This window comes from Collinsella sp. AM15-2, assembly GCF_003471985.1.
Classification (GTDB): Bacteria; Actinomycetota; Coriobacteriia; order Coriobacteriales; family Coriobacteriaceae; genus Collinsella.
In genome coordinates, this window is the sequence record NZ_QRKO01000022.1 from 13,797 (window position 1) to 40,307 (window position 26,511).

Genomic DNA, 26,511 nt, shown 5'->3' on the forward strand with positions numbered 1-26,511 from the left:
TGTGGTGCCCGTCGGTCGCGACCAGCTGCCGCACATCGAGCTCACCCGCACCATCGCCCGCCGCTTTAACAACCGCTACGGCAAGGTGTTCCCCGAGGTCGACGCACTGCTGTCCGAGACCCCGCTGCTGCCGGGCCTGGACGGTCGCAAGATGAGCAAGAGCTACGGTAACGCCATCAACATCTCGATGACCGCCGAGGAGACGGCCAAGCGCATCAAGAAGAGCCAGACCGACTCCGAGCGCATGATCACATTCGATCCCGAGAACCGCCCCGGCGTGTCCGGTCTGCTTTCGACGGCCGCCATCTGCACCGGCCGTTCCGAAGTCGAGATTGCCGAGGAGATTGGCATGGGCGGCTCCGGCCAGCTCAAGAAGTACGTGACCGAGGCCGTCAACGAGTACTTCGCGCCGATCCGTGAGCGTCGCCAGCGCTACGAGAACGACCTGGATTACGTAAAGGACGTCCTGCACGAGGGCAACCGTCGCGCCAATGAGATCGCCGAGCAGACCCTGGGCGAGGTTCAGGACGCCATGGGCATGGTGTACTAGGCAAAGCGCCTTCGCACAACATAGACGGTGAGGCTGAATCCTCACCGAAACAGGAACAGGCCCGCTGGCAGATAGTTGCCAGCGGGCCTGTTCCCGAAGTACACCGTTGAATCGCACAGAGGGGAGGAATGCGAATCAAACTCAACAGGGCAGGCTTTTTCATCGCCTATTGCCTGCTCCGTTGCTGAAAACAATATAGTTCACCGTGGTTTACTTTGCTGCGACAAACCGCGCCGCCATACCTTCTCCATAAGTTAACCTCGGTAAACCTGCCAAAACCACCACAAAGGGGATAGGCACCTTTGTGGTGGTTTAAGCCACGGCAGAGCCGCTAGAGCCCTGCAGGCCAGCGACAGGCGGCCAAGTCGACGTGCATGTCGTCCTTAAACGCCACACCCTCCCCTAGCAAAAGCTCACGTTGAGCATCGGGACCGCCAAAAGCAAAACCATCGCATATGCGGCCATCGGCAAACACCACGCGGTGACAGGGAATCTCGCCGGGGCGCGGATTGCCATGCAGGGCATACCCCACGTACCGCGCACTTCGTGGACGTCCAGCAAGCAGCGCCACCTGACCATACGTGGCGACCATCCCCTCGGGAATCTGCTCGACCACCTCGTACACCCGCTCAAAAAAGCCCTCAGACGCCATTGCTCGCTCCCTTCCACCCGGAATAGCATAAACCACCACAAAGGTGCCTGTCCCCTTTGTGGTGGTTTTGGCAGGTGGGCTAGTTAACGGGCTGGAAGAAGGCTACGGCTACGGCGCCGGGGCCTACATGGGTGCCGATGGTGGCGCCGATGGTGTGAACGGGCAGTTCGCCCTCGGTGTGGCCAGCCCACAGTGCCGCGCTGTCCTCGATATACTTCTTGAGCACCGCATCCGAAAGGCCCGTATAGCCGAGCGCCAGCGGCATGGAAAAGTCGATGCCGCCTGCCTTTTCGACCTTCTGGTTGAGCAGGTTACGGCCGTTCTTGGAACCGCGCGCCTTGCCCAGCTGCACGATCAGACCGTCCTCGGCAGCCACAACGGGCTTTACGTTGAGCAGCGTGCCCACGGCGCCGGCAGCAGCAGACAGGCGACCGCCGCGCACCAGGTACTCCAACGTCTCGAGCAGGCCGATGACGACCACGCGGTCGCGCACGGCCTCGACAGCCGCCGCAACCTGAGCCGCGCCCTGGCCCTCGTCCACCAAGCGCAGGGCATACTCGACCAGCACGCGCTCGCCCAGGGTAACGTTATTGCTATCCACCACGTACACATCGCCGCCCGGGGCCTCGGCAAGTGCGGTGCGGGCACTCTGATTGGTGCCCGAGAGCTTGGCGCCCACGGTAATAATCACGGCCTCATCGCCGGCCTCACGCGCTTCGGCAATCGCCTGCGAAAAGGCGTACGGGTTGACCTGACCGGTCTTGGGCAGCTCATCGCGCTCCACAAGCATCTCGTAAAAGCGCTGGTGATCGATGTCGACGCCATCCATATACACATCGGTGCCAAAGGTGACGGACAGCGGCAGAACACGCAGAGCGGGGTGCTCCGCCGGCGACATATCGCTTGCGGAATCGGTAATAATGCGGACGGACATAACGAATCCTTTCTTGCGCAGGTCCCGCGCGGGGAATTTTGACAGCAATGCCCCGGCACGGCATACGCGCTCAAACGGGACTATGCAGTTTTTAATGGGAAGCAAATGCCTTGGCGGCCTTAGATCTCACGCAGGGTGTTGAGAATCGTACGCAGCGACGCATACATCTGCTCGCGCTGCTCCACACCCATAGCCTTACCGGTGGTGTCGAGCACCTCGCGAATGATGCGGTCCGCCTCGCTCATGCTCTCGCCGCCCAGAGCGGTCAGGCGCACCGGGGCACGATACTTAACGGCTGCATCACCCGAGTCGTCGACCTCGACGTAGCCGCCCTCCTCCAGATGCGCGAGCGTGCGCGAGACGGCGGCACGGGTCACGCCTGCCATGCGAGCCAGGTCAGCGCCAGTCAGGCCGTCCTTGCTGCGCTCAAGATAGTACAGGCACATAACGTCGGAGCCCTTGAGGCCCAGCCTTGCGCCCTCGGATGTCTTAATGCGCTGGATCTCCTTGTAGAGCCCGCTGATCAGTCCGACAAAGTCCTCGAAACGTGTCTCGTCGTTCTGCTGCATGGGAGACGACCGCCTTTCGCTTGCATGATGCTAACGGGTAAACATCTTAGCCGCACAAGGCAACACCCATACCCAAATATCCCATTTGTTAACCCATCAACATAAAAACCACCACAAAGGGGACAGGCACCTTTGTAGTGGTTTTGACCGGCGAACATGATCCGCAGGCGTCGCTACAGTTCCACGCAGGGATTGTCGCGGGTCACAAGCGTTTTAACGACAACCGTCGCTCCCAGATAGCGCTCGAGCAGCTCGGCTAAGCGATCGATCGCGGCCTGGCAATCCCCCATCCGCTCGGGCTCCACGCACTCAATCGCCAGGAAAGCATCGGCCGAATCATCGGACAACGCCGTTCGAACGCCATCGCGCCAGTTCCAGCAGCGGCATACGGCGCCCGCATCATCGATGTAGGCGAGCTCGCCGGGCAGCGTCGGGTCATCCGCTTCCTCGCCAAGAGGCAAGAACGCATCGCCACCGTCGGTCACCTTCAAGCGAAGGTCTCCCTCGATCGCATGCAGATCCTCGCCTCCCACGGGCAGCGCGTAGGTCAGCGACACCGTGTTGTAGATGTCCACCGCGGGCGTAATGTGGCCCACAGGCTTGTCCTTAAGCACGCGCTTGAGCAAGTTCTCGATCGAGCAGCGGGCGCCCTTTTTAGTCTTGAACAGCCGGTACGCGTCGCGCCATGCCTTGACCGGCGCGTTCTCGCTGATGGTATCGCTAGTCAGGTGGCGCTCCGCATCGATGTTGGCGCGGTCAAGCAGCGCGGCGATCGCATCCACGTCCTCCTGGGGAATCTTAGCCGCGGGCTTCATGCCCTTTACGACCACAACGCCGATAGCCGCCTGCGGAAATAGTTCCCAGAATGAATCCTCGGCAATAAAGCTCTTCATACGCTCTCCCTTCATTGTGCGCGCCCGAGTGAGGGCGCCTAAACAAAAAGCGCCTTTACAACGGCCACCTTCAAAGTCCTACGGTGCCGCCACAAGAGCGCTTACGCTGTCCCCATCCGGAGAAGGGGACGATACGTCAGGCGTATTGTAACCCGAGCCATCCACGCGAGCAAAACCACCACAAAGGCGCCTGTCCCCTTTGTGGTGGATATGGACTCACAGCGAAGCTAGTGGCGAAGTCCCAGCAGCCCGCGGCCGCGATGACGGGCGTCGGCGTGTACTTGAGCGTGCGGACCGGCGGCCTTGACGGACTCGGGCAGGTGCGAGTACTTCTTCTCGAAGTTCTCCTCGAACATCACCGCCAGGTTGTGCGCTGCCTCGTCGTAGCGCGCGGTGCTCTGCCAGTACTGGCGCGGCACCAGAATGCCGTCGGGCACACCGTGGCACGTGGTGGGAATGTCGACGTTAAAAATATCGTCGTGCACGAACTCGCTGTCCTCGATGGTACCGTCGAGGGCGCGGGCCACCAGGGCGCGCGTGTAGGCAAGCTCGATGCGATGACCCACGCCGTAGCCGCCGCCGATCCAGCCGGTGTTGACCAGGTACACACGCGTGCGGCCGTCGGCGATGCGCTCACCGAGCATCTTGGCATAGACCATGGGGTCGAGCGGCATAAACGGCTCGCCAAACAGCGAAGAGAACGTGGGCGTGGGCTCGGTGACGCCGACCTCGGTGCCGGGGATCTTGGCCGTAAAGCCCGTCACAAAGTGATACATGGCGGAGTCGGCCGTCAGGCGCGAGATGGGCGGCAGCACGCCAAAGGCATCGCAGGTCAGGAAGAGCACGACGCTTGGAGTGGTGCCCATGCCCTTGGTCCACGCGTTGGGAATGTGCTCCACAGGGTATGCCACGCGCGTGTTGTGCGTGATCGAGATGTCGTCGTAGTTGGGCTTGCGGTTCTCGTCGAGCACCACGTTTTCGCAGATCGCGCCAAAGCGGACGGCGTTGAAGATCTCAGGCTCGTGGAACGCGTCCAGGCCCTCGCATTTGGCGTAGCAGCCACCCTCGATGTTGAAGATGCCCATGTCGGACCAACCGTGTTCGTCGTCGCCGATCAGCAGGCGCGTGGGGTTGGCCGAAAGCGTGGTCTTGCCGGTGCCGGAGAGGCCAAAGAACACGGCGGTCTCATGCGTGACGGGGTCCATACTGGCCGAGCAATGCATGGGCAGCACGTCGTCCTCGACGGGCAGCAGGTAATTCATGACGCTGAAAATGGACTTTTTGATCTCGCCGGAGTAGCCGGTGCCGGCGACCAGAATCACGCGCTCCTGGAAGTTAATGACCACGGCGGCGCTGGAGTTGAGGCCCTTGATGGCGGGATCGCACTGGTAGCCCGGCGCGGCGAGCACGCAGAAGTCCGGCTCGCCGGTGCGTGCGATTTCACGGGCAAGCGGGCGGGCGAGCATCTGCTTAATAAAGAGCGCCTGGCTGGCACGCTCGCAGGCGACAAGCAGACGACGCGTATGGTTGCGGTCGGCACCGGCCATACCGCGAGTGACGAACACGTCGCGCTCGTTGAGATAGTCGACGATGCCGGCCTTGATGGCCTCGTAGCTCTCGACAGACAGCGGGCGGTTGACGGCACCCCAGGCAATCTTGTCGTGAACATCGGGGGTGTCAACGATAAAGCGGTCATTAGGCGAGCGGCCAGTGCGCTCCCCCGTCTCGATCACCAGCGCGCCGTTGGAGGCCATACGACCTTCGTTGCGACGGATGGCGTGCTCGACGAGCTCGGCTGCCGGCAGGTCGACCAGCAGGCGGGGCTGGTTCTCGGCAGGATCTTCGACCAGCGTAATGCCAAAGTTGGACAGAACTTCTGCAGGGGTAACACCTGGCATGGGGCCTCCTTTAAAAGCGCGACACGTGGACGAGGCGCGCACTTTACTCACGTAAAGCCCGTTGTACCCGATATGCAAAAACGTTTTTGCGGCAACGGCGAAGCGCCCGCCCAACGGTCAAAAATCGCACGCAAGCGGCCTAGTCATTGGGGACGTTTTTAAACGACTAATCGTTGGGGACACTCTTGAACAGGCAACAACCAAGGAGTGTCCCCGGATGCCGGCACTCGGGGACGTTCCTAAAGTGCCGGCACATAAGGAACGTCCCCGAGTGCCGGCTACTGAATGGCGCCGCCGAAATTATCGAACAACCTGTTCAAAAACACGAACGAACACCGTCGCGTCTATACTAGAGCGCAGCAATAGAAAGGACTCCGCTTTGAGCATCACGCCCATCGATAGCATTCGCCGCGCCATCGCCCGCCGCAACGGCGTCGCCGACCCCACCGTATCGGACGGGGCGCACGGGCAGGGCGGACGCATCGAGAACGGCCTGTTCCCCGCATCGCACACCGCCGAGGAGCTCGCACGAATCCAAGAGCTAAGCCAGCGTAACGCCGGCGGTCCCGACAGCAGCCAGGCCACACGCCGTCGCCGCGAGCGCGATCGCCAGCCCGGCCCCATCCACCGCATGGTCAATGCCTGGTGGAACCGCCTGCTCGGAGCCGTCTACGGCGGCGGCTTCTCCACGCAAGAAGCCGAGTACGAAGATCACGCCACCCGTCGCGACTACCTTTGGAATACCCTGGGCACCGCCGTATGGGGCATGGCGTTTCCGTTGCTCACCATCGTGTCCACACAGCTCGTGGGCGCCGAGGAGGCTGGCAAATTCTCCATCGCCTTTGTCACCGGCACGCTCATCATGATCGCGTGCAACTACGGCGTGCGCAATTTCCAGGTCTCGGACATCGACGAAAAGACGTCCTTTGCCTCTTACCAGCTCAACCGCTGGATCTGCGGAGCGCTCGCGCTGGCATGCGGCCTGGTATACAGCAGCGCCCGCGGCTACGATGCGCAGATGGCCACAATCGGCCTGGGCGTCTACCTGTATAAGGTGATCGACGGCATTGCCGACGTGTACGAGGGCCGCCTGCAGCAGGCCGACAAACTCTACCTGGCCGGCATGAGCCAAACGCTACGATCCGTCGGCGTCATCGCGGTCTTTAGCGTGGTACTGTTCCTCACGCGCAGCATGCCCATCGCCGCCATGGCCATGGGTGTTACCGCGATCGCCTCGCTCGTTCTGGTCACCGCGCCGCTCGCCCTGCTCGAAACCGAAAAATCGCGCCGCGTGAGCCTGCGCGAGGTCGGTCACCTGTTTATCCAATGCGCCCCGCTTTTTGGCGCGCTGTTCCTGTTCAACCTTATCGAGAGCATGCCCAAGTTCGTGATGGAAGGCACGCTGGCCTACAAGTATCAGCTGTACTTTAATGCCCTGTTCTTTCCGGCGCAGGCTATTTTGTTGAGCATTGGATTTATCTATAAACCGCAGCTCCTGCGTTTGTCGAGCATTTGGGCTAATCCTCGCAAGCGTCGTCGCTTTGACCTGATTATTGTTGCCGTTATGGCACTGATCGTGGTCATCACCAGCGTGTGCGCCGCATTTATGGCAGGTCCCGGTATTCCCCTCATGAGCTTCATGTACGGCCTCAATTTTGCGCGCTACCGCACGCTGGCACTGCTGATGGTTGTCGCCGGCGGCGTCACCGCGGCCATCGACTTTCTCTACGCCATCATCACGGTGCTGCGCCATGCCGGCGACGTCACCAAAATCTACCTGATCTGCTTCGCCGTAAGCGTAGTGCTGCCGGTGATCCTGATCAACCTGCTGGGTCTGATGGGCGCCGTGGTGAGCTACCTAGCCATCATGGCCCTACTCCTGGTGCTGCTGATTATCGAATACGCCCACATCCGCCAACGCATCGAGCGCGACCGCAACCCGTACGGCGCCTAATTAGCTGCCCCGGTCACCGGAATTTGCGATGGAATCGCCCCGGCTGGGGTCTCGTTGAAGACAATATGCATTACGTAAAACTAAGTGAGTAGATTTTTACCGAATCCCTGACCACACCGACAGAGCACAAGTCTGTGACCTGCGGTTTTATTGAGGCAAATATGTTGGGTGCTCGGCATTTCCAAAAAAGTCTACTCACTTAGCCAGCGGGCAGCCAAATGATTATTTAATCCCCGTCCCAGAGAAATCAATTAGCGGGCAGAAGGGCAAGAGTAGTCAAAAAAGCCCCGTCCCAAATTAGCTACCACTTGCACCGATTATTCGCCCGGGTTGATGTTCGCGTAGAACTCCGCCCCATCATCGAGCCGCAGGATGCCCACGCGACCGAACTCGGAGCCGGTGGCGGCGGCGCAGTCGATGTCGATGCGATCGGGCACGCCGGCGGTATCCTCGCCACCCAGGCGCACAATCTGCCCGCGGCCCGACTCCTCATCGAGCCCCGCCAGGCCGCCAACCTCGCAATAGCGCCCAAGCGACACCGTGGGCGTGTGGCCGCTCACCACGACCGGGCCCTCGCCCTCGGCAGAAAGCAGTCCCGTCGGCGCATCCCAATAGCCGTGACGAATCCACAGCAGGTCATCGGACGACTGCACGGCGAGCATTTGCCGCAGCAGCTCGCTATCGGCATCGACCGCTCCCCTGCCGTCACCGCAATCGACACCATGCTCAAGCAAAAACGCGCGCGCCGCCTCGGTCTGGATGCCGGCATGCACCAGCAGGTACGGGCGCTCCTCGGTCTCGGCCACCGCGTAGAGCGGCAGCGCGGCCATCCATCGCACGAGCTCCTCGTATGCCTCAAATTCCATGTCGTTGAGCTGCTCGCTCGTCGTCCAGCCACCGTTGATATCCCAGGTCTCGGCATCGAGCGGGTCCTGGCCAATGATGGCATCGAGCATGATCTGCTCGTGATTGCCCTTGAGCACGTGGGCGTTGGGCAGCGAGCGCACGAGCTTAATAACGCCGACCGGATCGGGCCCGCGATCGATCATGTCGCCCAGCACGTACAGCGTGTCGTCGGACGTCAACGAGATCTTAGACAGGGCCTCGTCAAGCGCACGCACGTGCCCGTGAGCATCAGATGTCACATAGATCGCCATGGTACGCCTCTCCTTGCATTGCGGTCTAAGCCCGGCGCCGCAACTAAAACTTCAAGTTGAACTTAAACGTTACCCATTGTACTCCGTTGCAATAAAGCTGGAAAGGGTTTCCGAGCAGAGGCAAAGACGGCAGCCGTCTATGACGATATCGCGCACGCCCGTAATCCGCCCCCATAAACCCACCACCTTTGGGTACAAATAACCGCAGACAACTGACCGTGCCACGCCAACCACCCAGGAGCGGACACTATCCATGAACCAGATACTTCTCTTTATCGGCCTCGTCATCATTTTGTGCCTGACCATCAAACCCGTCGGCAAAAAACTCCCCTTCCCCACCCTCCTCATCTTTATTGCGCTCGGCATGCTGCTCGGCGTCAACGGTCCGGCGCACATCGACTTTAGCGACTACGCGCTCACCGAAACCGTCTGCAGCACGGCGCTGCTGTTCATCATGTTCTACGGCGGCTTTAACACCAACATCGACCGTGCCAAACCCGTCGCCGCGCCCGCTGTGCTGCTGAGCACGCTCGGCGTTATCGCCACCGCCGGCATCACTGGCGTGTTCGCACACTTCGCACTGGGCTTCGACTGGATCGGCGGCCTGCTGCTGGGCTCGGTCGTGGCGTCGACCGACGCGGCGAGCGTCTTTAGCGTGCTGCGCGAGCACAACCTGTCGCTAAAGGGCGGCACCGACTCGCTGCTCGAGGTCGAATCGGGCTCCAACGACCCCGTCGCCTACATGCTCACCGCGGTACTCGCCACCCTCGCGGCGGGTGGCAACATCGACATTCCCGTGCTGCTGGCCAAGCAGATCATCCTGGGCGTGGGGCTGGGCCTTGCCATCGGCTGGATATCCAGCCGCCTGATTGAGCGCGCACACGCAACGGCCGAGGGCGCGCAGACTATCTTTTTGTTCGCCGTGGCGATCGTCGCCTACGCACTGCCGAGCTACCTGGGCGGCAACGGCTTTTTGGCCGTATACCTGGCAGGCATTGTGCTGGGCGCGAGCGACATCACCGGCAAGGTCGAGATGGCGCACTTCTTTGACACCCTTACCGAGATGGCCGAGATGACGATCTTCTTCTTGCTCGGCCTGCTCGTCACGCCCGCGCGCCTGCCGCAAATGCTGCTACCCGGCCTGGCGCTCATGGCGTTTATGCTCTTTGCGAGCCGCCCCATCGCCGTCGGTCTGCTGCTGGCGCCCTTTAAGACGAGCCCTCGCCAGGTTGCGCTCGTAAGCTGGGCGGGCTTGCGCGGCGCGGCTTCGGTCGTCTTTAGCCTCTTTGCTGTGGTGGCCGGCGTTCCCGGCGGACACGACCTATTTGACCTGGTGTTTGTGATTGCCGTATCGAGCATTGTGGTGCAGGGTTCGCTACTGCCGGCGGTGGCGAAGAAACTCGATATGATCGATGCGGCCGGCGACGTGCGCCGCACCTTTAACGACTACCACGACGAGGACGGCATGTCGTTTGTAAAGCTCAAGGTGGGCGCTGGCCATCCGTTTGCCGGGCGCTCGCTCGCCGATATTGGCAGCGCGACGGACATGCTCGTGGTCTTGGTGCTGCGCGACGGGGCACACCCGGTACTGCCCAACGGCGATACCGTCATCGAGGAAGGCGACCTTCTGGTGATGGCAGCCCCAACGTTCGAAGAGCGTGCCGAGGTTACGCTGCGCGAGGTCACCGTGACGCCCCACGGTCGCCTGGCCGGTCAGCGCCTGCGCGACGTGCCGCAGGGCAAGCACCCGTTTATCGTGGTGATGCTCAAGCGCGACGGCCAAACCATCATCCCCGATGGCAACACCCTAATATACGCCGGCGACGAAGCCGTCATCGCCACGCTAGCTTCCTAGCAGCCCGTCCCTCTTCAGCTACTAGCTGTCACCCACAGCAAAGTCGCGGAGGTCGAGGCCTTCGCGTTCGGCTCGGGCTAGGAGCTCTTGGGGCGACTCGTCCTCGATATCCATCACGTCGAGCATGGCAGCGGGAAAGCCCACGCCAGCCGCGCTCCCCGCGTAGTCGAGCAAGCCCTCGCGCAGCTGGTCTACATCAACTTCAATCTTCACGGTGAATCCTCCTACCGGGCAATCGCGGCCGGACAAACCGCACGTCCCAACTGATGTGCAATAAACTCCAGATACGGCCATAATAAAATAATGAACATCAGGGAGGTTACGGATGATGGACAAGCTCACTGCCATGACAGAACAAGTCAGAGATTTTTGTGATGCGCGCGATTGGCGCAAATATCACACTCCAAAGGAACTTGCCATCGGCATAGCGACAGAGTCCTCCGAACTCCTTCAGCTTTTCCGCTTTATGAGCGACAAGCGCATTGCAGAAATGTTCGATAGCCCTGATCAGCGCCAAGCCATCGAAGACGAAGTTGCCGACACGCTCCTCTTTCTCCTACGTTTCGCCGATCTAAACGGAATCGACCTCCCAAAGGCGCTCTCGTCCAAACTCAAACGCAACGGCGAGCGCTATCCCGTCGACACCAGCTCCAGCGAATACAGAAAGGCGGCCCACCATGAGTAATGAGTTCGCCCTTCGACAATACACGCTTCCCCTCCCCCAACCCTTCGAGGCAAGCGAATCGCTGCAGGACTTTGGCACGCCAAAGCCCGGATTCCACCATGACGAGAGTTGGCCCGTTCTCTATATTCTGACCAACAGTAAAAACAAAACGGCGTACATCGGTCAAACGACCAATTATCGACGCCGCATGAAGCAACACGCCGCAAACGTGGACAAAGACTTCGACCGGACCCTCCTGATTGACAATCCAACCTTCAATCAGTCAGCAACATTTGAGTTTGAGAATCGACTTATCGAGCTGTTCTGCGCTGACGAAAAATACCAGGTAACCAACGCCAACAATGGCTATGCCCAGTTCGATTATTTTGAGCGACCTCAGTATCGCCAGAAGTTCAGAGACCTCTGGACAAAGCTTCGCGAAGAGAACTATGCGATCCACCCCATCGAAGAGCTCGAGAATACCGACCTGTTCAAATTCTCGCCCTTCAAAACGCTCACGCCCGATCAATACGAAACGATTGAGGCGATTTACAGGCGGCTCGAGCAAGAGCATGAAGACATTAAACACGGCGGTCCCAAGAAAGAGCGCGTAACCGTCGTGAACGGCGCGCCGGGAACAGGCAAAACAATCCTCGCCATCAGTCTCATGTTCAAAATCAAAAATGAGCCGAACCTTTCCGGTCTGCGGGTCGGCTTCGTGACGCCCATGGAGTCTCTGAGCAAGACGCTCAAAAAACTCACGCACTTCCTCCCCGGGTTAAAGCCCGGCGATATCCTGAGCCCCAACGACGTCACAAAAAACGATCGGTATGACGTCTTGCTTGTCGACGAGGCGCACCGACTGGGAAACTACTTATCCGCCGGCGCCGGCATCGGAGCTTTCTACAACACATGTGAACGACTCAGCTTGCCGCGCACGAGCAGCCAGGTGGATTGGATTTTCAAATGCTGCGACAAGGCGTACCTGTTCTTTGACCCCAAACAGCAAGTCCGCGCATCGGGACTCAACCGAGATGGCCTTGAGCAGCGACTCAACCAACTCGAAGAAGCCGGCATCGAGACCGAAGAATTCAACTTGAGTACCCAAATGCGCGTGCGTGGCGGCGATGAGTACCTCGATTTTGTCTACGACCTGCTTGATAACAAAGCGTACATGCATGCCGGCATGAAGTTCAAAGCACTCTTTTCATAGGAGCCTTACGATTCGCGAGCCGGGGATCCGGACAGCGATATCCCCAGATACCAGTTTGGAATCGTCGACCGATTTGAGGACTTCTGCTCTCTGCAGCAAACCAAGGAAGAAGAAGTTGGTCTATCCCGCATGATGGCAGGCTTTGCGTGGAAGTGGGAAACGAAGAATAACAAAGATGCGTTCGATATCGTCATCGAGGGCATTCCCAAACGCTGGAACTCAACCCAGAAGGATTGGGTTAACTCCGCCAACGCCGTCAACGAAGTCGGATGCATTCATACGGTACAAGGCTACGACCTCAACTACGGATTCGTAATTCTGGGTCCCGACATTTACTACGATTCGAACAAAGATGCAGTCAACGTTAACAGGGCAAACTTCAAAGATGCCGTTGCCAAGAAAAAGGCAAGCGACGATGATCTGCAAAAGATCATCGTCAACGCCTACTACGTCCTCATGACGCGCGGCATGTTAGGAACGTATCTCTATGTGTGCGACCCCGCGCTCAAAGAGTACCTGTCACGGTATATCCCGGCGATATAGACCTTGCGACCGCCCTCCCCCATGTAACCATCCTGTAAATCATAGCGGCGCACTCGAGTTTTACCGTGATGCGGTCGCGCCTAGCGCTCCACTGTGCTAAAGTATCCCGAACGTTCAAACGACTACGAGGGGGAACTAGAAGATGGCACGTGTGCACAACTTCTCAGCTGGCCCGGCCGCACTGCCCACAAGCGTGCTCGCCGAGATCGCCGACGAGATGATGGACTACCGCGGTTGCGGCATGTCCGTGCTCGAGATGAGCCATCGATCTAGCATGTACCAGCAGATCATCGACGACGCCGAGGCAACCCTACGCCGCCTGCTGAGCATCCCCGACAATTACCGTGTCCTGTTTTTGCAGGGCGGCGCCACGCTGCAGTTTGCGGGCATCCCCATGAACCTCATGCGCCGCGGGCGCGCCGGCTACATCGTGACCGGCAACTTTGCCAACAAGGCGTACAAGGAGGCCGCCAAGTACGGCGAGGCCGTGCTGCTCGCGAGCTCCGAAGACACCAACTTCGACCGCATCCCCGACATGGCCGACATCAACGCGCGTATTGCCGCCGAGGCTGCGGGCGACGGGCTCGACTACGTCTACATCTGCCAGAACAACACCATCTTTGGCACCATGTACCGCGAGCTGCCTAACTGCGGCGATGTGCCGCTGGTCGCCGATGTTTCGAGCTGCTTTTTGTCGCAGCCACTCGACGTCGAGCGCTACGGACTCATCTACGCCGGCGCTCAGAAAAACGCCGGCGCCGCTGGCGTGACCGTGGTCATCGTGCGCGACGACCTGATCGCCGACGGCCCGGCCTTTGCGCAGACGCCGCAGTACATGAACCTTAAGACCCAGGCCGCCAAGGGCTCCATGCTCAACACGCCCAACACCTTTGGCATCTACGTGTGCGGCAAGGTGTTCCGTTGGGTTGAGCAGACCGGCGGACTTGCCGCCATGGCCGAGCGCAACTGGGCCAAGGCCAACCTGCTCTACGACCTGCTCGAGCACAGCGAGCTGTTCCATGGCACCGCGCAGGCCAACAGCCGCTCCATCGCCAACGTCACGTTCCGTACCGGCGACGCCGAACTCGACGCGGCCTTTGTTGCGGGCGCGGCAGAGCACCAGATCCAAAACGTCAAGGGCCATCGCCTCGTCGGCGGAATGCGCGCCAGCGTGTACAACGCCGTCACCATGGAGGACGTGCAGGCGCTGGCCACGTACATGAAGGACTTCGAAGCGCAGCATAGTTTGAGCCCGCGATCTAACTAGCCCGCAACCCGCGGGCCGACCAGCCACTTCAAACCACTTGTTTCAAACAAACCTGCTAAGGAGTTTTCCATGCGCAAGATCAAGACCATCGACGACATCACCAAAGACGGCGAAGTCGAGTTTGGCGAGGGCTACGAGTTTGTGAGCACCGCCGAGGAGGCCGACGCCATCCTGATGCGTTCCACCGACCTGCACGGCTACGAGCTGCCCGAGGGCATCCGCGCCATCGCCCGCTGCGGCGCCGGCGTCAACAACATCCCCGTCGAGGAGTACGCCAAGAAGGGCGTCGTCGTCTTTAACTCCCCCGGCGCCAACAGCAACGCCGTCAAGGAGCTCGTCCTGGGCATGCTGGTGCTTTCGAGCCGCGGCGTCGTGCAGTCGATGAACTGGGTGCGCAACAACGCCGACGACCCCGAGATTCAGGTCGATGCCGAAAAGGCCAAGAAGGCCTTTGTGGGCCGCGAGCTCAAGGGCAAGCGCATCGGCGTCATCGGCCTGGGCAACGTGGGCTCCAAGGTCGCCAACGCCTGCGTCGACCTGGGTATGGACGTCTACGGCTACGATCCGTTCATTTCCGTCGAGCACGCGTGGGTGCTGAGCCGCGAGGTGCAGCGCGTGGGCACGCTCGAGGATCTGTGCCGCGGCTGCGACTACCTCACCGTGCACGTGCCCAGCAAGGCCGATACCATCGGCATGATCAGCACCGAGCAGATCGACCTGCTGGCGCCCGACGCCGTGCTCATCAACTACGCGCGCGAAACCATCATTGACGAGGACGCCGTCGACGCTGCCCTGCGCGAGGGCAAGCTCAGCTGGTTTAGCTGCGACTTTGCCACGCCCAAGACCGTCAAGATGCCCAACACGTTTATCACCACGCATTCGGGCGCCGGCACCGGCGAGGCCGAGGCCAACTGCGCCGACATGGCCATCAGCGAGCTCAAGGATTACCTGGAAAACGGCAACATCGCGCACAGCGTCAACTACCCCGCCTGCAGCATGGGCAAGGCGCGCGCCGCAAGCCGCATTGCCTGCCTGCATGCCAACGTGCCCAACATGATCGGCCAGATCACGGCCATTCTCGCCAAGGACAACGCCAACGTGCAGCGCATGACCAACGAGTCCGCTGGCGAGAACGCCTACACCATGTTCGACACCGATGAGCACCTGGACGGCAGCACGATCGAGGCACTCAAGCATATTCCGTCGATGTATCGTGTGCGCGTGATTAAATAGCGCCGGCGCCAATCCTGCCAGACAGACCACGAAGCCCATTCGGCCCCCGTTTTCACGAAACGGGGGCCGATTTTGTTGCTCCGGACGACTTTAAAATGATACCCATAACAAGTTTTTTCAGATAATCGATAGTGAGGCTCAAGTCGCTAAGCACACCCGCTTTGATAAACAGCTTTATCAGGGACTTTAGTAGGTAAAAATCGATCTCTATGTGCCGAATGTAAGTTGACTGTCCATTTTCCGAAACAACTTATTCTAGATAGCATTTTTAAGGCCCCTCCAAGGCGAAATATAAGTCTTTTTGTGACCAAAACTCTAGTCCGCGCGACCGTTTTCCACCCGCGCGGCTACATTCCTGCCCAATCGATAAAAATCTCCTCACGAAGCCGCCGTTCGAGCTCCTGCTGTCGCGGCGTCTTGTCTTTCAGCGGCACATCGAGATAGGACATGATGAGCTCCATCACCACGCGGAAGGCATCGGAGTCGGCCAGCTGACCATAGGTCATCAGAATGACGGGATATCCCATCGCTTGCAGCGCCGTCGTTCGATCGGAGTCCGAAATCTTGGATTCAATGGATCCGTGAATGGCTTTACCCTGGCATTCAACCAGACACTCTCGGCTGCCGTCCTTATTTGCCAGCAGGATATCGGCATAGCGCCTATCAAGCCCCGAAATCAGGCGGGCGCTGCGCGTCATACGAATCTCAACGTTATTGGTAAGGCTCAGCCCTTCGCCGCCGCGCAACCTCGTAAGGCCAAACAGCATCGAAGCCTGGACCTCGAGCGGCGATGCTGCCACCCCCGTAATGCATTTCGCGGCTCGTATGAACGATTTAGCGCCGCGGAGCCCCCGGACCTTATCGACGAACTCTGTAAGCTCAGAGAGCTCGATCAAGGGAGGTCGTTTCCACAAGTCCGTTGGATTCCCCGAGACATCCTTTACGTTTTCCCAGCCCGACCGTGCGTCACCCCACCGGCCCCCGTATGCCTGCTCAAGTGCCGACTTTACCTGAGGCGCAATCTTGCACACGGCAAAGGTGCCGCACATCTCATACATGCACATGATTAGACGCTCGTTTGAGACCGAGGAAGCCAGGGTCAGCAGGGTAAAGAGTGGGGACGCAACATCGAGGCCAAACTCCGTCTGCCGCACGGAATCAAACGGCCTCTCCCCGTTCCAAACATGCCTGACAATGCGATCGCCCTTACGTCCGCAGCTGCCCTGCGCCAACACGTGTAACGGGGTGCCCAGGAAATGCGTGACGAGCGGATGCTCACATAGGTGCTCCCTGCGCGGATCGTCCGCAGAATCGGGCAGGTCCGGCATTATTGCCAAGACCTGTGGAGGTATCCGGTGATACCGAAAGGCAGATATGTCGCACAGCATGTCGTCCATGAAGGGTACGTACCCGCTGCGTCGCTTGTGAACCCGCCCGGACGGCAAACGCGCTGGCTCGGCCTGCGAACGGTAAATACTGCCACGCCCACGTCGCGGATCTCTCAGGAGGCTTACAATCGGTTTGGAAAGCAAACTGATTGTGAGGTTGCATATGGTTGATGAGGACTTTGCCTGGCGGCTTGCGCAGGAGCTTGTGCGGATCGACAGCTCAGACCCGGGCGCGTATGAGGATGAAATTGAGCGCTTCATTAAGAGGCTCATTGAGCAGCAGCTGGCACAACTTGATAGTTCTGCGCTCGATGCCGTGCAGATTGAGGAGCTCGAAGTGCTGCCCGGGCGCCGCAACCTTAAAGTCACCGTGCCGGGCCAAAGCGACGAGCCGCGGCTGATCTATATCTGCCACATGGATACCGTCACCTTGGGCGATGGCTGGGACGCAGACATCGCACCGCTTGGGGCGGTTGTGCGCGACGATAAACTCTATGGCCGCGGTGCCTGCGATATGAAGGGTGGCCTGGCCTGCGCTATTGCCGCACTGATCCATACGCTCGAGCGCGTGGCGGCGGATGGCGCGTTGCCCCGCCGCGGCTTTTCGCTCATCTGCTCGGTCGACGAGGAAGACTTTATGCGCGGCTCAGAGGCCGCGATCGATGCCGGCTGGGTCGGCTCGCGTGAATGGGTGCTGGACACCGAACCCACCGACGGACAGATTCAGGTGGCGCACAAGGGGCGCACGTGGTTCGAGATTGAAATGGCTGGCGTAACGGCGCATGCGAGCCAGCCGTGGAAGGGCGCGGATGCCGTCGCCGCCATGGCCGAGGTCGTGTGTTCGCTCCGTCGCGCGTTTGCGGCGCTGCCCGCGCACGATGAGCTGGGGCCTTCGACCATCACGTTTGGCCAAATCGAGGGCGGATATCGCCCCTACGTCGTACCCGACCGCGCCAAAGTCTGGGTCGACATGCGCCTGACCCCGCCGACCGATACGGCCGCCGCAATCAATATGGTCGAGCATGCCATCGCCGTCGCCGAAGCCGCCGTTCCCGGTTGCCATGGCAGCTACACCGTGACGGGCGACCGCCCCGCCATCGAGCGCGACCCGAACTCTCCCCTTCTAGCAGCGCTCAAGCGTGCCGCCGATGACGTAACGGACGCGGACACGACCGTCGGCTTCTTTACCGGCTACACCGATACCGCCGTCATTGCCGGCAAGACAGGCAACCGCAATTGTATGAGCTACGGCCCCGGCTCGTTGGCGCTCGCACACAAGCCCGACGAGTATGTGCCCCATGCCGATATCGTTCGCTGCCAAAACGTGCTCATCGCGCTTGCCGATAACACGCTCTGGGACGCAAGCGGCCAAGTTGGGGCATAATAAGCCGCGAACAAACCGACTCGCGCGTTAGGACCGCCCATGAAAGCACTTCCGTTTCCCTGCATCCGCCCGGCTCAGGACCGTGTGCTCGAGGCGCTGCCTGCGATGGGCGGTATCCTGAGCGGCAACGACGCCCTGCGCGGCGCCATTGCTGACGGCCTAATGCTCAAGGATCCAGGCGCGGCGTATTACGTGTACGAATGCTCGGGCGAGCCGGGTCGCGCGACGGGTGTCGTGGCGATTTGCCCGGTTAACGTACTGACGGGTAGCGACGAGGCTGCCGCCGAGAGCGTCGACGCACTCGCCGCCGCGCGCGCGATCGCCGAGCTTAAGGTGCAGCCGCGCCCCGTGTCGCTCGCCTACGAGGCGTCGCCCGTCATGGATATCATTTTGAGCGCTGCCAAAGAGGGCGCATCGCTCTACGCCGTCACCGATCCCGCGGGCGTCACACATCGCGTGTGGGAGGTCAAGCGCGAGGACGCCGTTGCCGCCATCCGTGCCATGCTCGATCAGGCGCCCGACCCGGTGTTCGCCGGTGACTCCGCCTATGTCGCCGCACTGGCTGGGGCATCGCAGATTCTGGCCGACGAGGCCCGCGCTGCCGGCGCCTACTCTGGCAAAGAGCCGTTCAACTTTGCTGTAGCCGTGCTGTTCCCCGCCGCGCAGGTCAGCGGCAGCGCGCCGCAGGTTCCGACGGGTCTGCTCACTCACCAGGTCTCACGGTTCTAGCGAACTCAAACGCTAAGCTGGAAAACCCAGCATCCAAACAAACAAGGGGCGGAGATGCAGCAAACGCATGCACCTCCGCCCTTTTCGCATCAAACAATTACGCCGGTAAACCGGGCCGCAACGTCAGCGTTATCCACGCTGCGGACCTGCCGCCGCCACGAGCGGCTCTAGCCCCAGCTCGCGCGCGTAGTCTTCCTGCGTAAAGACTTCGACCAGTTCAAACGTATCGGCCGCATCGTCAAACGCAAAATGCAGCACTGAGCAGTTGCCCGGCACGCGTTCGCGCTCGTCGGCCGCCGCGCCCCGCACGTGGTCCAAAAACTCCTTGATAGCTGAGCCATGACTTACCGCGAGCACGCACGTATGGTCCGGACGCTGCATAAGATCGGTCAGCGTCGCCACCATGCGCGTGCGCACCTGGATCTGGCCCTCGCCGCCAAACTGCCGATAGAAGTCGCGCCACGGGCGCTCGGGCATAAGCATCACGCGCTCGGCCTCAAAGTCGCCAAAGAACCACTCACGCAGGCCGTCCAGGCGCTCGTACGCCAAGCCCGGCCACAAGTTGGCGATAGTCTGCTCGGTGCGATGAAGCGTAGAGGTGTAGGCATGATCGGGCTCAATGCCGCGCGCACGTAAAAACATGCCGGCGCGCGCCGCCTGGTCGCAACCCAACTGCGTAAGCGGCGAGTCACTCCACCCCTGAATGATACGCTTAAGGTTGAATATCGTCTGTCCATGACGGACCAGATACAGATCTTTATTCATAGGGGTCCTTTCGTTCGTTACCAACCCAAGAGCGAAAACGCCCCGTCGCAATAGCCAAAATGAAGCACGGCACCGTTGTCGGGTAGCTCTCCCCCGCCAGTCACATACTCAAGAAACTCCTGGCAGGCTGAGCCGTGGGAAACCGCCAGCACGCAGTCGTGCTGCGGCCTGGCCATGATGCGGGACAGCGCCGCGACCATGCGCGACTGAAGCTGCACTTCCGACTCACCGCCAAAGGCCACCGGATAATCGCCCCAGGGCTGCGGCGGCATCTCGCGATTTGATGTGCCCTCCAGCGAGCCAAAATGCCACTCACGCAGGTCATCGACCAGCTCAATGGAACGGCCCTCGCCAACGATAAGCTCGGCCGTATGCCGCGCCCGGCCCAACGGCGAGGAATACACATGATCAAAGGCCACGCCACGCGCCGCAAACGCCGTACGCGCCGTCAGCGCCTGCTCGCGCCCGCGCGCCGTAAGCGGCGAATCGTGCCAGCCCTGCAAAATGCTCTGCACATTGAGCTCAGTCTGCCCATGCCGCACCAAATACAGATCTGCCACACACCCTCCCCTCTTACCACCACAAAGGGGACAGGAGCCTTTGTGGTGATTTTGCCGCCGGATTGCACCGCAACGACGCACAACTACAGCAGCACGTCGGCAAGCGGACGCTTGGGTACGTGGTGCACCCGCGCCTCGTCGCGCCAATAATTGATGGAGCCGTCGGGGTTGGAATCGATCGCATCGATCACCTGTGTCTCGGCCGGAATGCCAAACGCCATGATCAGCTTGAGCTCATACTTGTCGTTATCGAGCCCCATGGCATCGATCGCGTGGGGCGTAAAGGCCTTGAACATGCAGGCTGCCACCTCGGGCGCGGCGCTGCGGGCGGCGAGCATCATCGTCTGCGCGGTAATGCCCGTGTCGACATCGGTAATGGGAGCGGCGGGCTTGCCCGGAACGGCGCGCTCAGCAAGAATCGCGATGTAGCCGGTCGGGCGCTCGCCCTCATCGGGACCCGGCCAATCCTTGAGCGCACCGGCCCATGCAAGCTCGTCAAATACACGCGCGCAGTCCTCTGCACCGCTCACCACGTGAAAGCGCAGACGCTGAGCATTGGCGCCGCAGGGAGCCAGGTGCGCCAGTTCCGCCAGCTCGAGCAAAAACTCGCGCGGCACGCGCATAGACTCGTCAAAGCGACGGCACGTACGGGCACGACGGACCAGCGCATCAAACGCTTCCAGACCGAGCTTTTCGCAACCTTGCTTTGCCATCGATTCGACACTCGACGGTGCCTCGGGAACTGCTTCGTTCATAGGGACCCCCAATACAAGCCAATTGTCCTTAGGAAAATCTAACCTAAAACGTAGGCAATAACGAACAGGGCTGCAATGTTCTACACCTGTTGAATAGAAAATCGCGACGTGGGGAACAACGGAAACAATTCGGGGCCTTTGGGTTACGTTTCGCCCTCCCCGACCCATACGTCAGCGCCCTTAGGGGATACTGGTTGTAACGATCAAGGCTTACGCCGCACGGAAAGGAGACGTTATGGGTATCTTTAGGAACGATGACCAAAAATCGAGCCAGTTTGGATTTGACGAGAAAAGTATGGCGGGCAAAGCCGTCAAGGCCGTGCGCTGGATCTACGCCATCACGGGCGTCGTGGCGCTCATTGCTGGCATCGCGCTGCTTTTTGCACCCGCCAAGTCCCTCGTCTTTTTGACGACCGTCCTGGGTTTTTACTTTGTAATCACCGCTGCCATCAGGCTGTTCACTGCCATTTTTGAGCCGCTGCTGCCCACTGGCTGGCGCGTGACGAGCATCATCTCCAACCTACTCATTATCCTGGGCGGCGTCATAATCCTGCGCAACCAGGCCTTCTCGACCGCGACACTCACCACGATGGTGGTTATCGTGGCCGGCTTTGGCTGGATTGTCGAAGGTGTCATGTCCATTCTGGAGTCCGAGCTTTCGTCCAACCGCGCCCTTGCCATCCTGAGCGGTGCACTCTCCATCATCGCCGGCATGTTCGTGTTTATCTATCCGCTGTGGTCGGCCAAGATGCTTGTCATCTTTAGTGGCGCCGCGCTGCTGGTGTTTGGCGTAACGCTCATTGTTCGCGCCATTCAATTTGGCAAACTGGTGCACTAGATGCCGCGAACGCTCTTTATTGATGCCGACGCCTGCCCGGTCACGCGCGAGTCGATTGACTGCGCGCGGCGGGCGGGCGTCGCCGTTGTTATCGCCGGCAATAGCACGCAAAACCTGGAACGACACATTCGCCGCGACGACCCGCGCGATGCCGAGCACGCGCGACGCGGCTTTTGGGTCACGACGCTCGACGTGAGCGTGGGCGCCGACAGCGCCGACTTTGCCATTGTCGAACGCCTGCAGGCGGGCGACGTGGTCGTGACGCAGGACATTGGCTTGGCGAGCATGGTGCTCGGGCGCGATGCCGCCGCCATCGGTGTGCGCGGGCGCGTGTACGACAAGGCGACTATCGACATGCAGCTGTTTATTCGCCACGAGGAAAAGAAGGTACGCCGCGCCGGCGGACGCACTCGCGGTCCGGCAGCATTTACCAGCGAAGACCGCGCCCGCTTTAAACGCAACCTCACCGAGTTGCTGCACTAACCAAGGTAGATTTTTGAGACATGCCTAAAATCTACCTTTTTGTTTTGAGCGGTGTGAGCGCTCGGAATCCATGGCTCAACAAAAAACGGGCTTCAAAATGCCATGCGTCGCCGCATTGCGCAGGCGCTGAGCATGGCTATTTGAAGCCCATTTTTTAGGCCCACTTAGAGGCCAACGGCGGAGAGGATGAGGCCCCAGCCAGCGCCGATGACGTACATCATGATCAGGAACACGGCATTTTCGCGGGCGCTGCGGTTGGTGCGGAACAGCACCAGATAACCCACGCCGGCGGAAATGAGCGTGCCGGCGAGCATCGGCGCCAGTTGTAGCGCGCCTTCCAGATACAGCTGTGTAATGACCACGCTCGCCGAGCAATTGGGAATCAGCCCGACAAGCGCCGAACCCAGGACAGCGAGTGTCTCGTTGCCGCGCAGGAACTGCTCGATCGCGGACTCGCCGAACGTCTCGAGCACGGCGACCAGAATCAGCGTCACCAGAAAAATGAATACCGAGACCTGCACGGTGTGCGAGATCGCACTGCGGATGATCGACAGGACAGGCGTCCCTTCGTGGGAGTGAGAGTGACCGTGACCATCATGGTGTTCATGTTCGCCCTCATGACCGTGATCGTGGCCATGTCCGTGTTCGTGCTCGTCTTCGTCTTCATCACATCCGCAATGGTCGCGCTCGCACAGCTCGTGGATGTGGTCGGCGCTCACGCCCGCCTCGGCCACCTCGTCGATGATGTCACCGCCGCTGTGGTCGTCGTGCGCGCAGTTCACGTGGGCCGGATTGGCCGCGGTTCCCAGCACGGTACGGCGAATCGCCGCGTGCGCGCGGGCGTTACGGCGCAGGCCGCGAATGGCAGCGTCCACGATAAAACCCGTGACCAGTGCGATCAGCGCTTTCGAAGCCAAAAGCATCGCCATAGTCTGCACGGGAACCTGCTCGGCAAGCAACAGCGGCAGCATCTCGTCGGAGGTCGAAAGGAACACCGCCACCAACGTGCCCAAGGTCACGACACGGCCGGCGTACAGCGTGGCCGCCATGGCCGAAAAGCCGCACTGCGGCACCATGCCCAGCAGCGAGCCAACCACGGGACCCGCGGCACCAGCACGCTTGATAGCGCCGTTGACGCGGTCGCCCGCAACGTGCTCAAGTGTCTCGAGAGCAAGATACGTCACCAACAAAAACGGCACCAGCGACAGCGTGTCCTTGCCGGCGTCGAGCAGAATATCAATCAGTAAATCCATGACGGATGGAACCTTTCGTGTCTTTCGGCAGCATTGTAAAAGTCCTAGCGGTCAACTAGGGTATTGTAGTTGTCCCGGGCGCGGTGCCAATAGTTGCCTATGGTAAACTATCATCTCGCCATAACTCAGTAGCCTCGAGCCGCACAACGCGGCCCGTCCAAGGAGTAGCATATGAACGTATCGCAAGCACTCGAATACGAGCGCCAGCCGTTTATCCCCATGTTTATCTACGGCGACCACGGCGCCATGGAGTCCGAGCGCCAGAAGGGCGAGGAGGCCCTCAAGGTGCTCGAGACCGAGTACTTTACCGCCGAGGGCGACCCCGGCTTCGACTTTGCCACCGTGCGCGACCTGGCCGACCGCAACCGCGACCTGTGCGACCAGATTGGCGAGGCGCGTCTGCGCAACGTGACGCCCGCGACGCTCTCGCGCGGCCTGTCCGATGCCGACACCTGCGCCGCCATCGGCAAGATGCAAAAGCGCACCGCCGCGTCCGTTATGCGCGAAATCCGCGGCGACCGCGACGCGCTCGGCGTGGCCTACGCCCGCAAGCCCATCCAGGGCACCGTGCTCGGTGTCGACATCGAGACCACCGGCCGTGCACCCGAACGCGGTTATATCATCAACGTCGGCTGGGAGATCATGGAACTCACCAGCGACGCCATCCCGCACGACGCCGAGGCGCACTACTGTGGCCTGCCCGACATCTACCGCGGCGAGGATGTACCGCTGTCGAATATCCACCACATCACCTGGAACGACATCGACGGCAAAAAGCCGTTCCGCGAGAACAAGGAACTGCAGAAGCAGCTGCTCAAGCTCATGAAGAAGTACCCGTACATGGCACACAACGCCGCGTTTGAGGACAGCTGGTTCAAGATCCACCTGGACGGCTACGCCGAGGCACGCCGCGCGGGTAAGATCATCGTCATCGACTCGCGCCAGATCTGCCGCAGCCTGGACGCCGACGTGCGCTCGCTCCCCCGCGAGTCCGCCCCCGCCGCGCTCGAGAACTGGGCACGCCGTCGCGGCACCCTCGCGCCCGACGCCAACGAGCAGCATCTGGGTCTGGACGACACCGACCTCATGCTCCGCACGGTACAGGCCGAGTTCAACCTCAAGAACCTATTCGCGAAATAGCAACGCCTGCGACAAACACTGCTTGCTCACGAGCGGCCTCGCAGCGGGAAACACCGCAGCGGGGCCGCCCTACGTTCCACAGATAGATCTGCCATCACAAATTCTGAACCCTCATTTTGAACGATTTCGGCCAATTCCCGACACGTAATTCGTTGTCGGATGGCGATGCATCGATATCAAATGTGCAGCAATTGAGTTTTTATATGCTATAGCTAAGCTGCGATAACATTGATTTTAGGCGTGCCAACCCATAATTGCGTCAAGCTTTTGGACAGCATTTGGTTAGGCCCCTAAAACGACTTTCCCACTCAGCGCCATCAACACGGCATTAGCTGACACGATATATACCATGAGTATCGTATTGTCACATACCACTGCAAAAGCGGTCTACCAGGCCGCGCATTCGGCGTCTGCGAAAGACACCGAGCCCTGTAACCCTGCCGCGATTTACGGATCATGTCCCACCGGAACGCTCCTTGACGCAGCCGCAGAATGGCTCACCAAACACGATGTTTCCCCTGACGCAAATGATTGCCTCGAGGTAATGGTATTTGATCGCAGGAATGCGCGCTATGCAATGAACTGTCAATGCCACGTTTCGTCAAAACGATTCTCGAACTCACGCTTTATAGAGCTCAAAGATGGCATCTTCATTGTTGGCGTTGAGCTTTGCGCACTTCAGGCCGCCACCTATCTCCCTTTTCGCGAACTGGTGGAGTACTACTTTGAATTGTGCGGCGTTTACTCCCTTGGAACCGGCTCTTCCACCTCTTATAACGAGCGTTTCGCGCTCACCTCGACCGAGAGGTTGAAACAGTTCTTTAATTCCATTACCAGATGCGACGGTCTGGCCCTTGCCCGAAAGGCGATCCAATGTGTGCGCGACGGATGCCGGTCTCCTATGGAAACGGCCTTTGTCATGATGCTAACGCTGCCCAAAAGCGAAGGAGGGCTTGGTATTAAGGGAATTGAGACCGATTACGAGGTGCAGGTCACCGCTGCCGCAAAGAATCTCACGAGACGCAAAAAGTTCTTTATGGATGCGTATCTAAAGAAATCTCGCACAGACATTGAATACAACGGGCTTTATCATGACGCGGAAGAAGACCGCGCCATCGATGAGGAGCGCAAGAATGCGCTTGCGTCCATGGGATACGGAATCATCACCGTCAGTCGTTATTCCTTTATGCATGCCAGCGCTTTCGTTAGGGTCATGGAGGCGATCCAACGGAAAGAGAGCATACGCCCCTCGCGTCTGCCAAAAGACTTTCAAATCATGCAAGAGGACCTGAGACAGTTTGTGCTCAGAAGGTTTATAGAAGAGAAAAAGCGAATTCAGAAGCAGCTTCGCCAGGATTCCGAAGATCGTCAACAAATCGACCTCGAAAAAGCAACACTCGAAGGTATCACGCTGGATGACCCGACAATAAATGAAGTTCGGCAATCGATGACATGCAGACTGTCGAATCCGACAGCCCATCATTTGCCCAAATAAGCAGCCTCGCGCCCGAGGGCAGAATCTTCGGGGCCGGAAGCTAGACCGGCTAACAAGGTGGGTACCCTAGCGATGTGCAAAATTGCGAGTATTCAGCAGGGTCGGCCCTCCAGCACCCACAAGTTAATCCAAATGAGAAACAAAAACGCTATCGAACGAGAACGTTAGGCAACATTTGAGGAAGACCTTGTCTGTTTGCCGCCCTTGGATAACTCTTGAGCGGCTTTATTTGGCCTGGAATAGATTAACGGACCCTCTATAGTTGCAGAATACTCCAATTTTTGCACGGCGCGGGGGTGGCGCGCGCAGACGTGGTGTAAGAGCGTCCCGAGGTCCGTC

The 26,511-nt window shown here is 59.9% G+C and carries 24 protein-coding genes and 1 pseudogene; 13 read left to right on the forward strand and 12 right to left on the reverse strand.

All coding sequences use genetic code 11. The features are described from left to right. On the forward strand, window positions 1-550 hold a 550-nt coding region (locus DW171_RS10355; protein WP_369832474.1), incomplete at its 5' end, for a tryptophan--tRNA ligase. 331 nt (window positions 551-881) lie between these two features. On the opposite strand, the gene DW171_RS08655 is transcribed toward DW171_RS10355, so the two are convergent. From DW171_RS08655 to pckA, 5 genes are all read right to left on the reverse strand, one after another. Continuing rightward, on the reverse strand, window positions 882-1,202 hold the full coding sequence (locus tag DW171_RS08655; RefSeq protein ID WP_089572047.1) for an MGMT family protein: 321 nt from the start codon (window positions 1,200-1,202) through the stop codon (window positions 882-884). A 79-nt stretch (window positions 1,203-1,281) separates the two neighbouring features. Continuing rightward, window positions 1,282-2,136, reverse strand: coding sequence for a DegV family protein (locus DW171_RS08660; RefSeq protein ID WP_117563968.1), 855 nt, complete (start codon window positions 2,134-2,136; stop codon window positions 1,282-1,284). A 119-nt stretch (window positions 2,137-2,255) separates the two neighbouring features. Then, entirely contained in the window at window positions 2,256-2,705 is a 450-nt protein-coding gene (locus tag DW171_RS08665; protein WP_022093866.1) for a MarR family winged helix-turn-helix transcriptional regulator, read from the reverse strand. Between the two features lie 173 nt (window positions 2,706-2,878). Further along, window positions 2,879-3,598 carry a B3/4 domain-containing protein gene (locus DW171_RS08670; protein WP_118270967.1) on the reverse strand — a complete coding sequence of 240 codons (720 nt, stop codon included), beginning with the start codon at window positions 3,596-3,598 and terminating at the stop codon, window positions 2,879-2,881. 227 nt (window positions 3,599-3,825) lie between these two features. After that, window positions 3,826-5,496 carry a phosphoenolpyruvate carboxykinase (ATP) gene (pckA, locus tag DW171_RS08675; protein ID WP_199586924.1) on the reverse strand — a complete coding sequence of 557 codons (1,671 nt, stop codon included), beginning with the start codon at window positions 5,494-5,496 and terminating at the stop codon, window positions 3,826-3,828. Window positions 5,497-5,875: 379 nt separating this feature from the next. Between pckA and DW171_RS08680 the strand changes: the two genes are divergently transcribed. Next, window positions 5,876-7,450, forward strand: coding sequence for a lipopolysaccharide biosynthesis protein (locus tag DW171_RS08680; RefSeq protein WP_233539144.1), 1,575 nt, complete (start codon window positions 5,876-5,878; stop codon window positions 7,448-7,450). A 317-nt stretch (window positions 7,451-7,767) separates the two neighbouring features. Here the strand turns inward: DW171_RS08680 and DW171_RS08685 are convergent, their stop codons facing one another. Further along, a complete protein-coding gene (locus DW171_RS08685; protein WP_055252016.1) occupies window positions 7,768-8,607 on the reverse strand; it encodes a metallophosphoesterase family protein in 840 nt (279 codons plus the stop codon). Window positions 8,608-8,860: 253 nt separating this feature from the next. Between DW171_RS08685 and DW171_RS08690 the strand changes: the two genes are divergently transcribed. Continuing rightward, window positions 8,861-10,462: a potassium/proton antiporter gene (locus tag DW171_RS08690; RefSeq protein ID WP_117563970.1), complete on the forward strand. Its 1,602-nt coding sequence runs from the start codon at window positions 8,861-8,863 to the stop codon at window positions 10,460-10,462. 21 nt (window positions 10,463-10,483) lie between these two features. Here DW171_RS08690 and DW171_RS08695 read toward each other — a convergent pair whose 3' ends face one another. Next, window positions 10,484-10,675: a hypothetical protein gene (locus tag DW171_RS08695; RefSeq protein WP_117563971.1), complete on the reverse strand. Its 192-nt coding sequence runs from the start codon at window positions 10,673-10,675 to the stop codon at window positions 10,484-10,486. Between the two features lie 112 nt (window positions 10,676-10,787). Between DW171_RS08695 and DW171_RS08700 the strand changes: the two genes are divergently transcribed. From DW171_RS08700 to DW171_RS08720, 4 genes and pseudogenes are all read left to right on the forward strand, one after another. Further along, window positions 10,788-11,147 carry a nucleotide pyrophosphohydrolase gene (locus DW171_RS08700; protein WP_199570656.1) on the forward strand — a complete coding sequence of 120 codons (360 nt, stop codon included), beginning with the start codon at window positions 10,788-10,790 and terminating at the stop codon, window positions 11,145-11,147. Continuing rightward, window positions 11,140-12,882, forward strand: a pseudogene (locus DW171_RS08705) (DNA/RNA helicase domain-containing protein). Before DW171_RS08700 ends, DW171_RS08705 begins: the two are co-directional and overlap by 8 nt. 142 nt (window positions 12,883-13,024) lie before the next feature. After that, a complete protein-coding gene (gene serC / locus DW171_RS08715) occupies window positions 13,025-14,149 on the forward strand; it encodes a 3-phosphoserine/phosphohydroxythreonine transaminase (protein WP_118270968.1) in 1,125 nt (374 codons plus the stop codon). A 69-nt stretch (window positions 14,150-14,218) separates the two neighbouring features. Next, window positions 14,219-15,382 carry a phosphoglycerate dehydrogenase gene (locus DW171_RS08720; protein WP_118270969.1) on the forward strand — a complete coding sequence of 388 codons (1,164 nt, stop codon included), beginning with the start codon at window positions 14,219-14,221 and terminating at the stop codon, window positions 15,380-15,382. A gap of 347 nt (window positions 15,383-15,729) precedes the next feature. On the opposite strand, the gene DW171_RS08725 is transcribed toward DW171_RS08720, so the two are convergent. Then, window positions 15,730-16,710, reverse strand: a complete 981-nt coding sequence (locus tag DW171_RS08725; RefSeq protein ID WP_147335433.1) for a hypothetical protein — start codon at window positions 16,708-16,710, stop codon at window positions 15,730-15,732. Window positions 16,711-16,933: 223 nt separating this feature from the next. Here DW171_RS08725 and DW171_RS08730 point away from each other — a divergent pair, with 223 nt between their 5' ends. Together DW171_RS08730 and DW171_RS08735 are read left to right on the forward strand one after the other, a co-directional pair. Continuing rightward, a complete protein-coding gene (locus DW171_RS08730; RefSeq protein WP_118270970.1) occupies window positions 16,934-18,154 on the forward strand; it encodes a M20 family metallopeptidase in 1,221 nt (406 codons plus the stop codon). Window positions 18,155-18,193: 39 nt separating this feature from the next. After that, window positions 18,194-18,883 carry a DUF1015 family protein gene (locus tag DW171_RS08735; protein WP_117563978.1) on the forward strand — a complete coding sequence of 230 codons (690 nt, stop codon included), beginning with the start codon at window positions 18,194-18,196 and terminating at the stop codon, window positions 18,881-18,883. A 129-nt stretch (window positions 18,884-19,012) separates the two neighbouring features. Here DW171_RS08735 and DW171_RS08740 read toward each other — a convergent pair whose 3' ends face one another. The 3 genes from DW171_RS08740 to DW171_RS08750 all read right to left on the reverse strand — a co-directional run bounded on the left by DW171_RS08740 (window position 19,013) and on the right by DW171_RS08750 (window position 20,963). Next, complete coding sequence (locus DW171_RS08740) at window positions 19,013-19,648, reverse strand: histidine phosphatase family protein (protein ID WP_117563979.1); 636 nt, start codon at window positions 19,646-19,648, stop codon at window positions 19,013-19,015. 17 nt (window positions 19,649-19,665) lie between these two features. Continuing rightward, window positions 19,666-20,208 (reverse strand): histidine phosphatase family protein, encoded by a 543-nt coding sequence (locus DW171_RS08745; RefSeq protein ID WP_055252053.1) that lies wholly within the window; start codon window positions 20,206-20,208, stop codon window positions 19,666-19,668. 83 nt (window positions 20,209-20,291) lie between these two features. Continuing rightward, on the reverse strand, window positions 20,292-20,963 hold the full coding sequence (locus DW171_RS08750) for a nitroreductase family protein (protein ID WP_158571042.1): 672 nt from the start codon (window positions 20,961-20,963) through the stop codon (window positions 20,292-20,294). Between the two features lie 235 nt (window positions 20,964-21,198). On the opposite strand from DW171_RS08750, the gene DW171_RS08755 reads away from it, so the two are divergent. Together DW171_RS08755 and DW171_RS08760 are read left to right on the forward strand one after the other, a co-directional pair. Beyond that, window positions 21,199-21,801, forward strand: coding sequence for an HdeD family acid-resistance protein (locus DW171_RS08755; protein ID WP_055252055.1), 603 nt, complete (start codon window positions 21,199-21,201; stop codon window positions 21,799-21,801). Beyond that, window positions 21,802-22,284 carry a DUF188 domain-containing protein gene (locus DW171_RS08760; RefSeq protein WP_055252057.1) on the forward strand — a complete coding sequence of 161 codons (483 nt, stop codon included), beginning with the start codon at window positions 21,802-21,804 and terminating at the stop codon, window positions 22,282-22,284. It begins immediately after the preceding gene. Between the two features lie 164 nt (window positions 22,285-22,448). Here DW171_RS08760 and DW171_RS08765 read toward each other — a convergent pair whose 3' ends face one another. Next, the gene (locus tag DW171_RS08765; RefSeq protein ID WP_055252059.1) at window positions 22,449-23,537 is read right to left on the reverse strand and encodes a putative manganese transporter; all 1,089 of its coding nucleotides are present in this window, start codon (window positions 23,535-23,537) and stop codon (window positions 22,449-22,451) included. Between the two features lie 171 nt (window positions 23,538-23,708). Between DW171_RS08765 and DW171_RS08770 the strand changes: the two genes are divergently transcribed. Next, window positions 23,709-24,677 carry a 3'-5' exonuclease gene (locus DW171_RS08770; protein ID WP_118270972.1) on the forward strand — a complete coding sequence of 323 codons (969 nt, stop codon included), beginning with the start codon at window positions 23,709-23,711 and terminating at the stop codon, window positions 24,675-24,677. A gap of 349 nt (window positions 24,678-25,026) precedes the next feature. Continuing rightward, window positions 25,027-26,172 carry a hypothetical protein gene (locus DW171_RS08775; RefSeq protein WP_147357356.1) on the forward strand — a complete coding sequence of 382 codons (1,146 nt, stop codon included), beginning with the start codon at window positions 25,027-25,029 and terminating at the stop codon, window positions 26,170-26,172. Window positions 26,173-26,511: the final 339 nt, after the last annotated feature.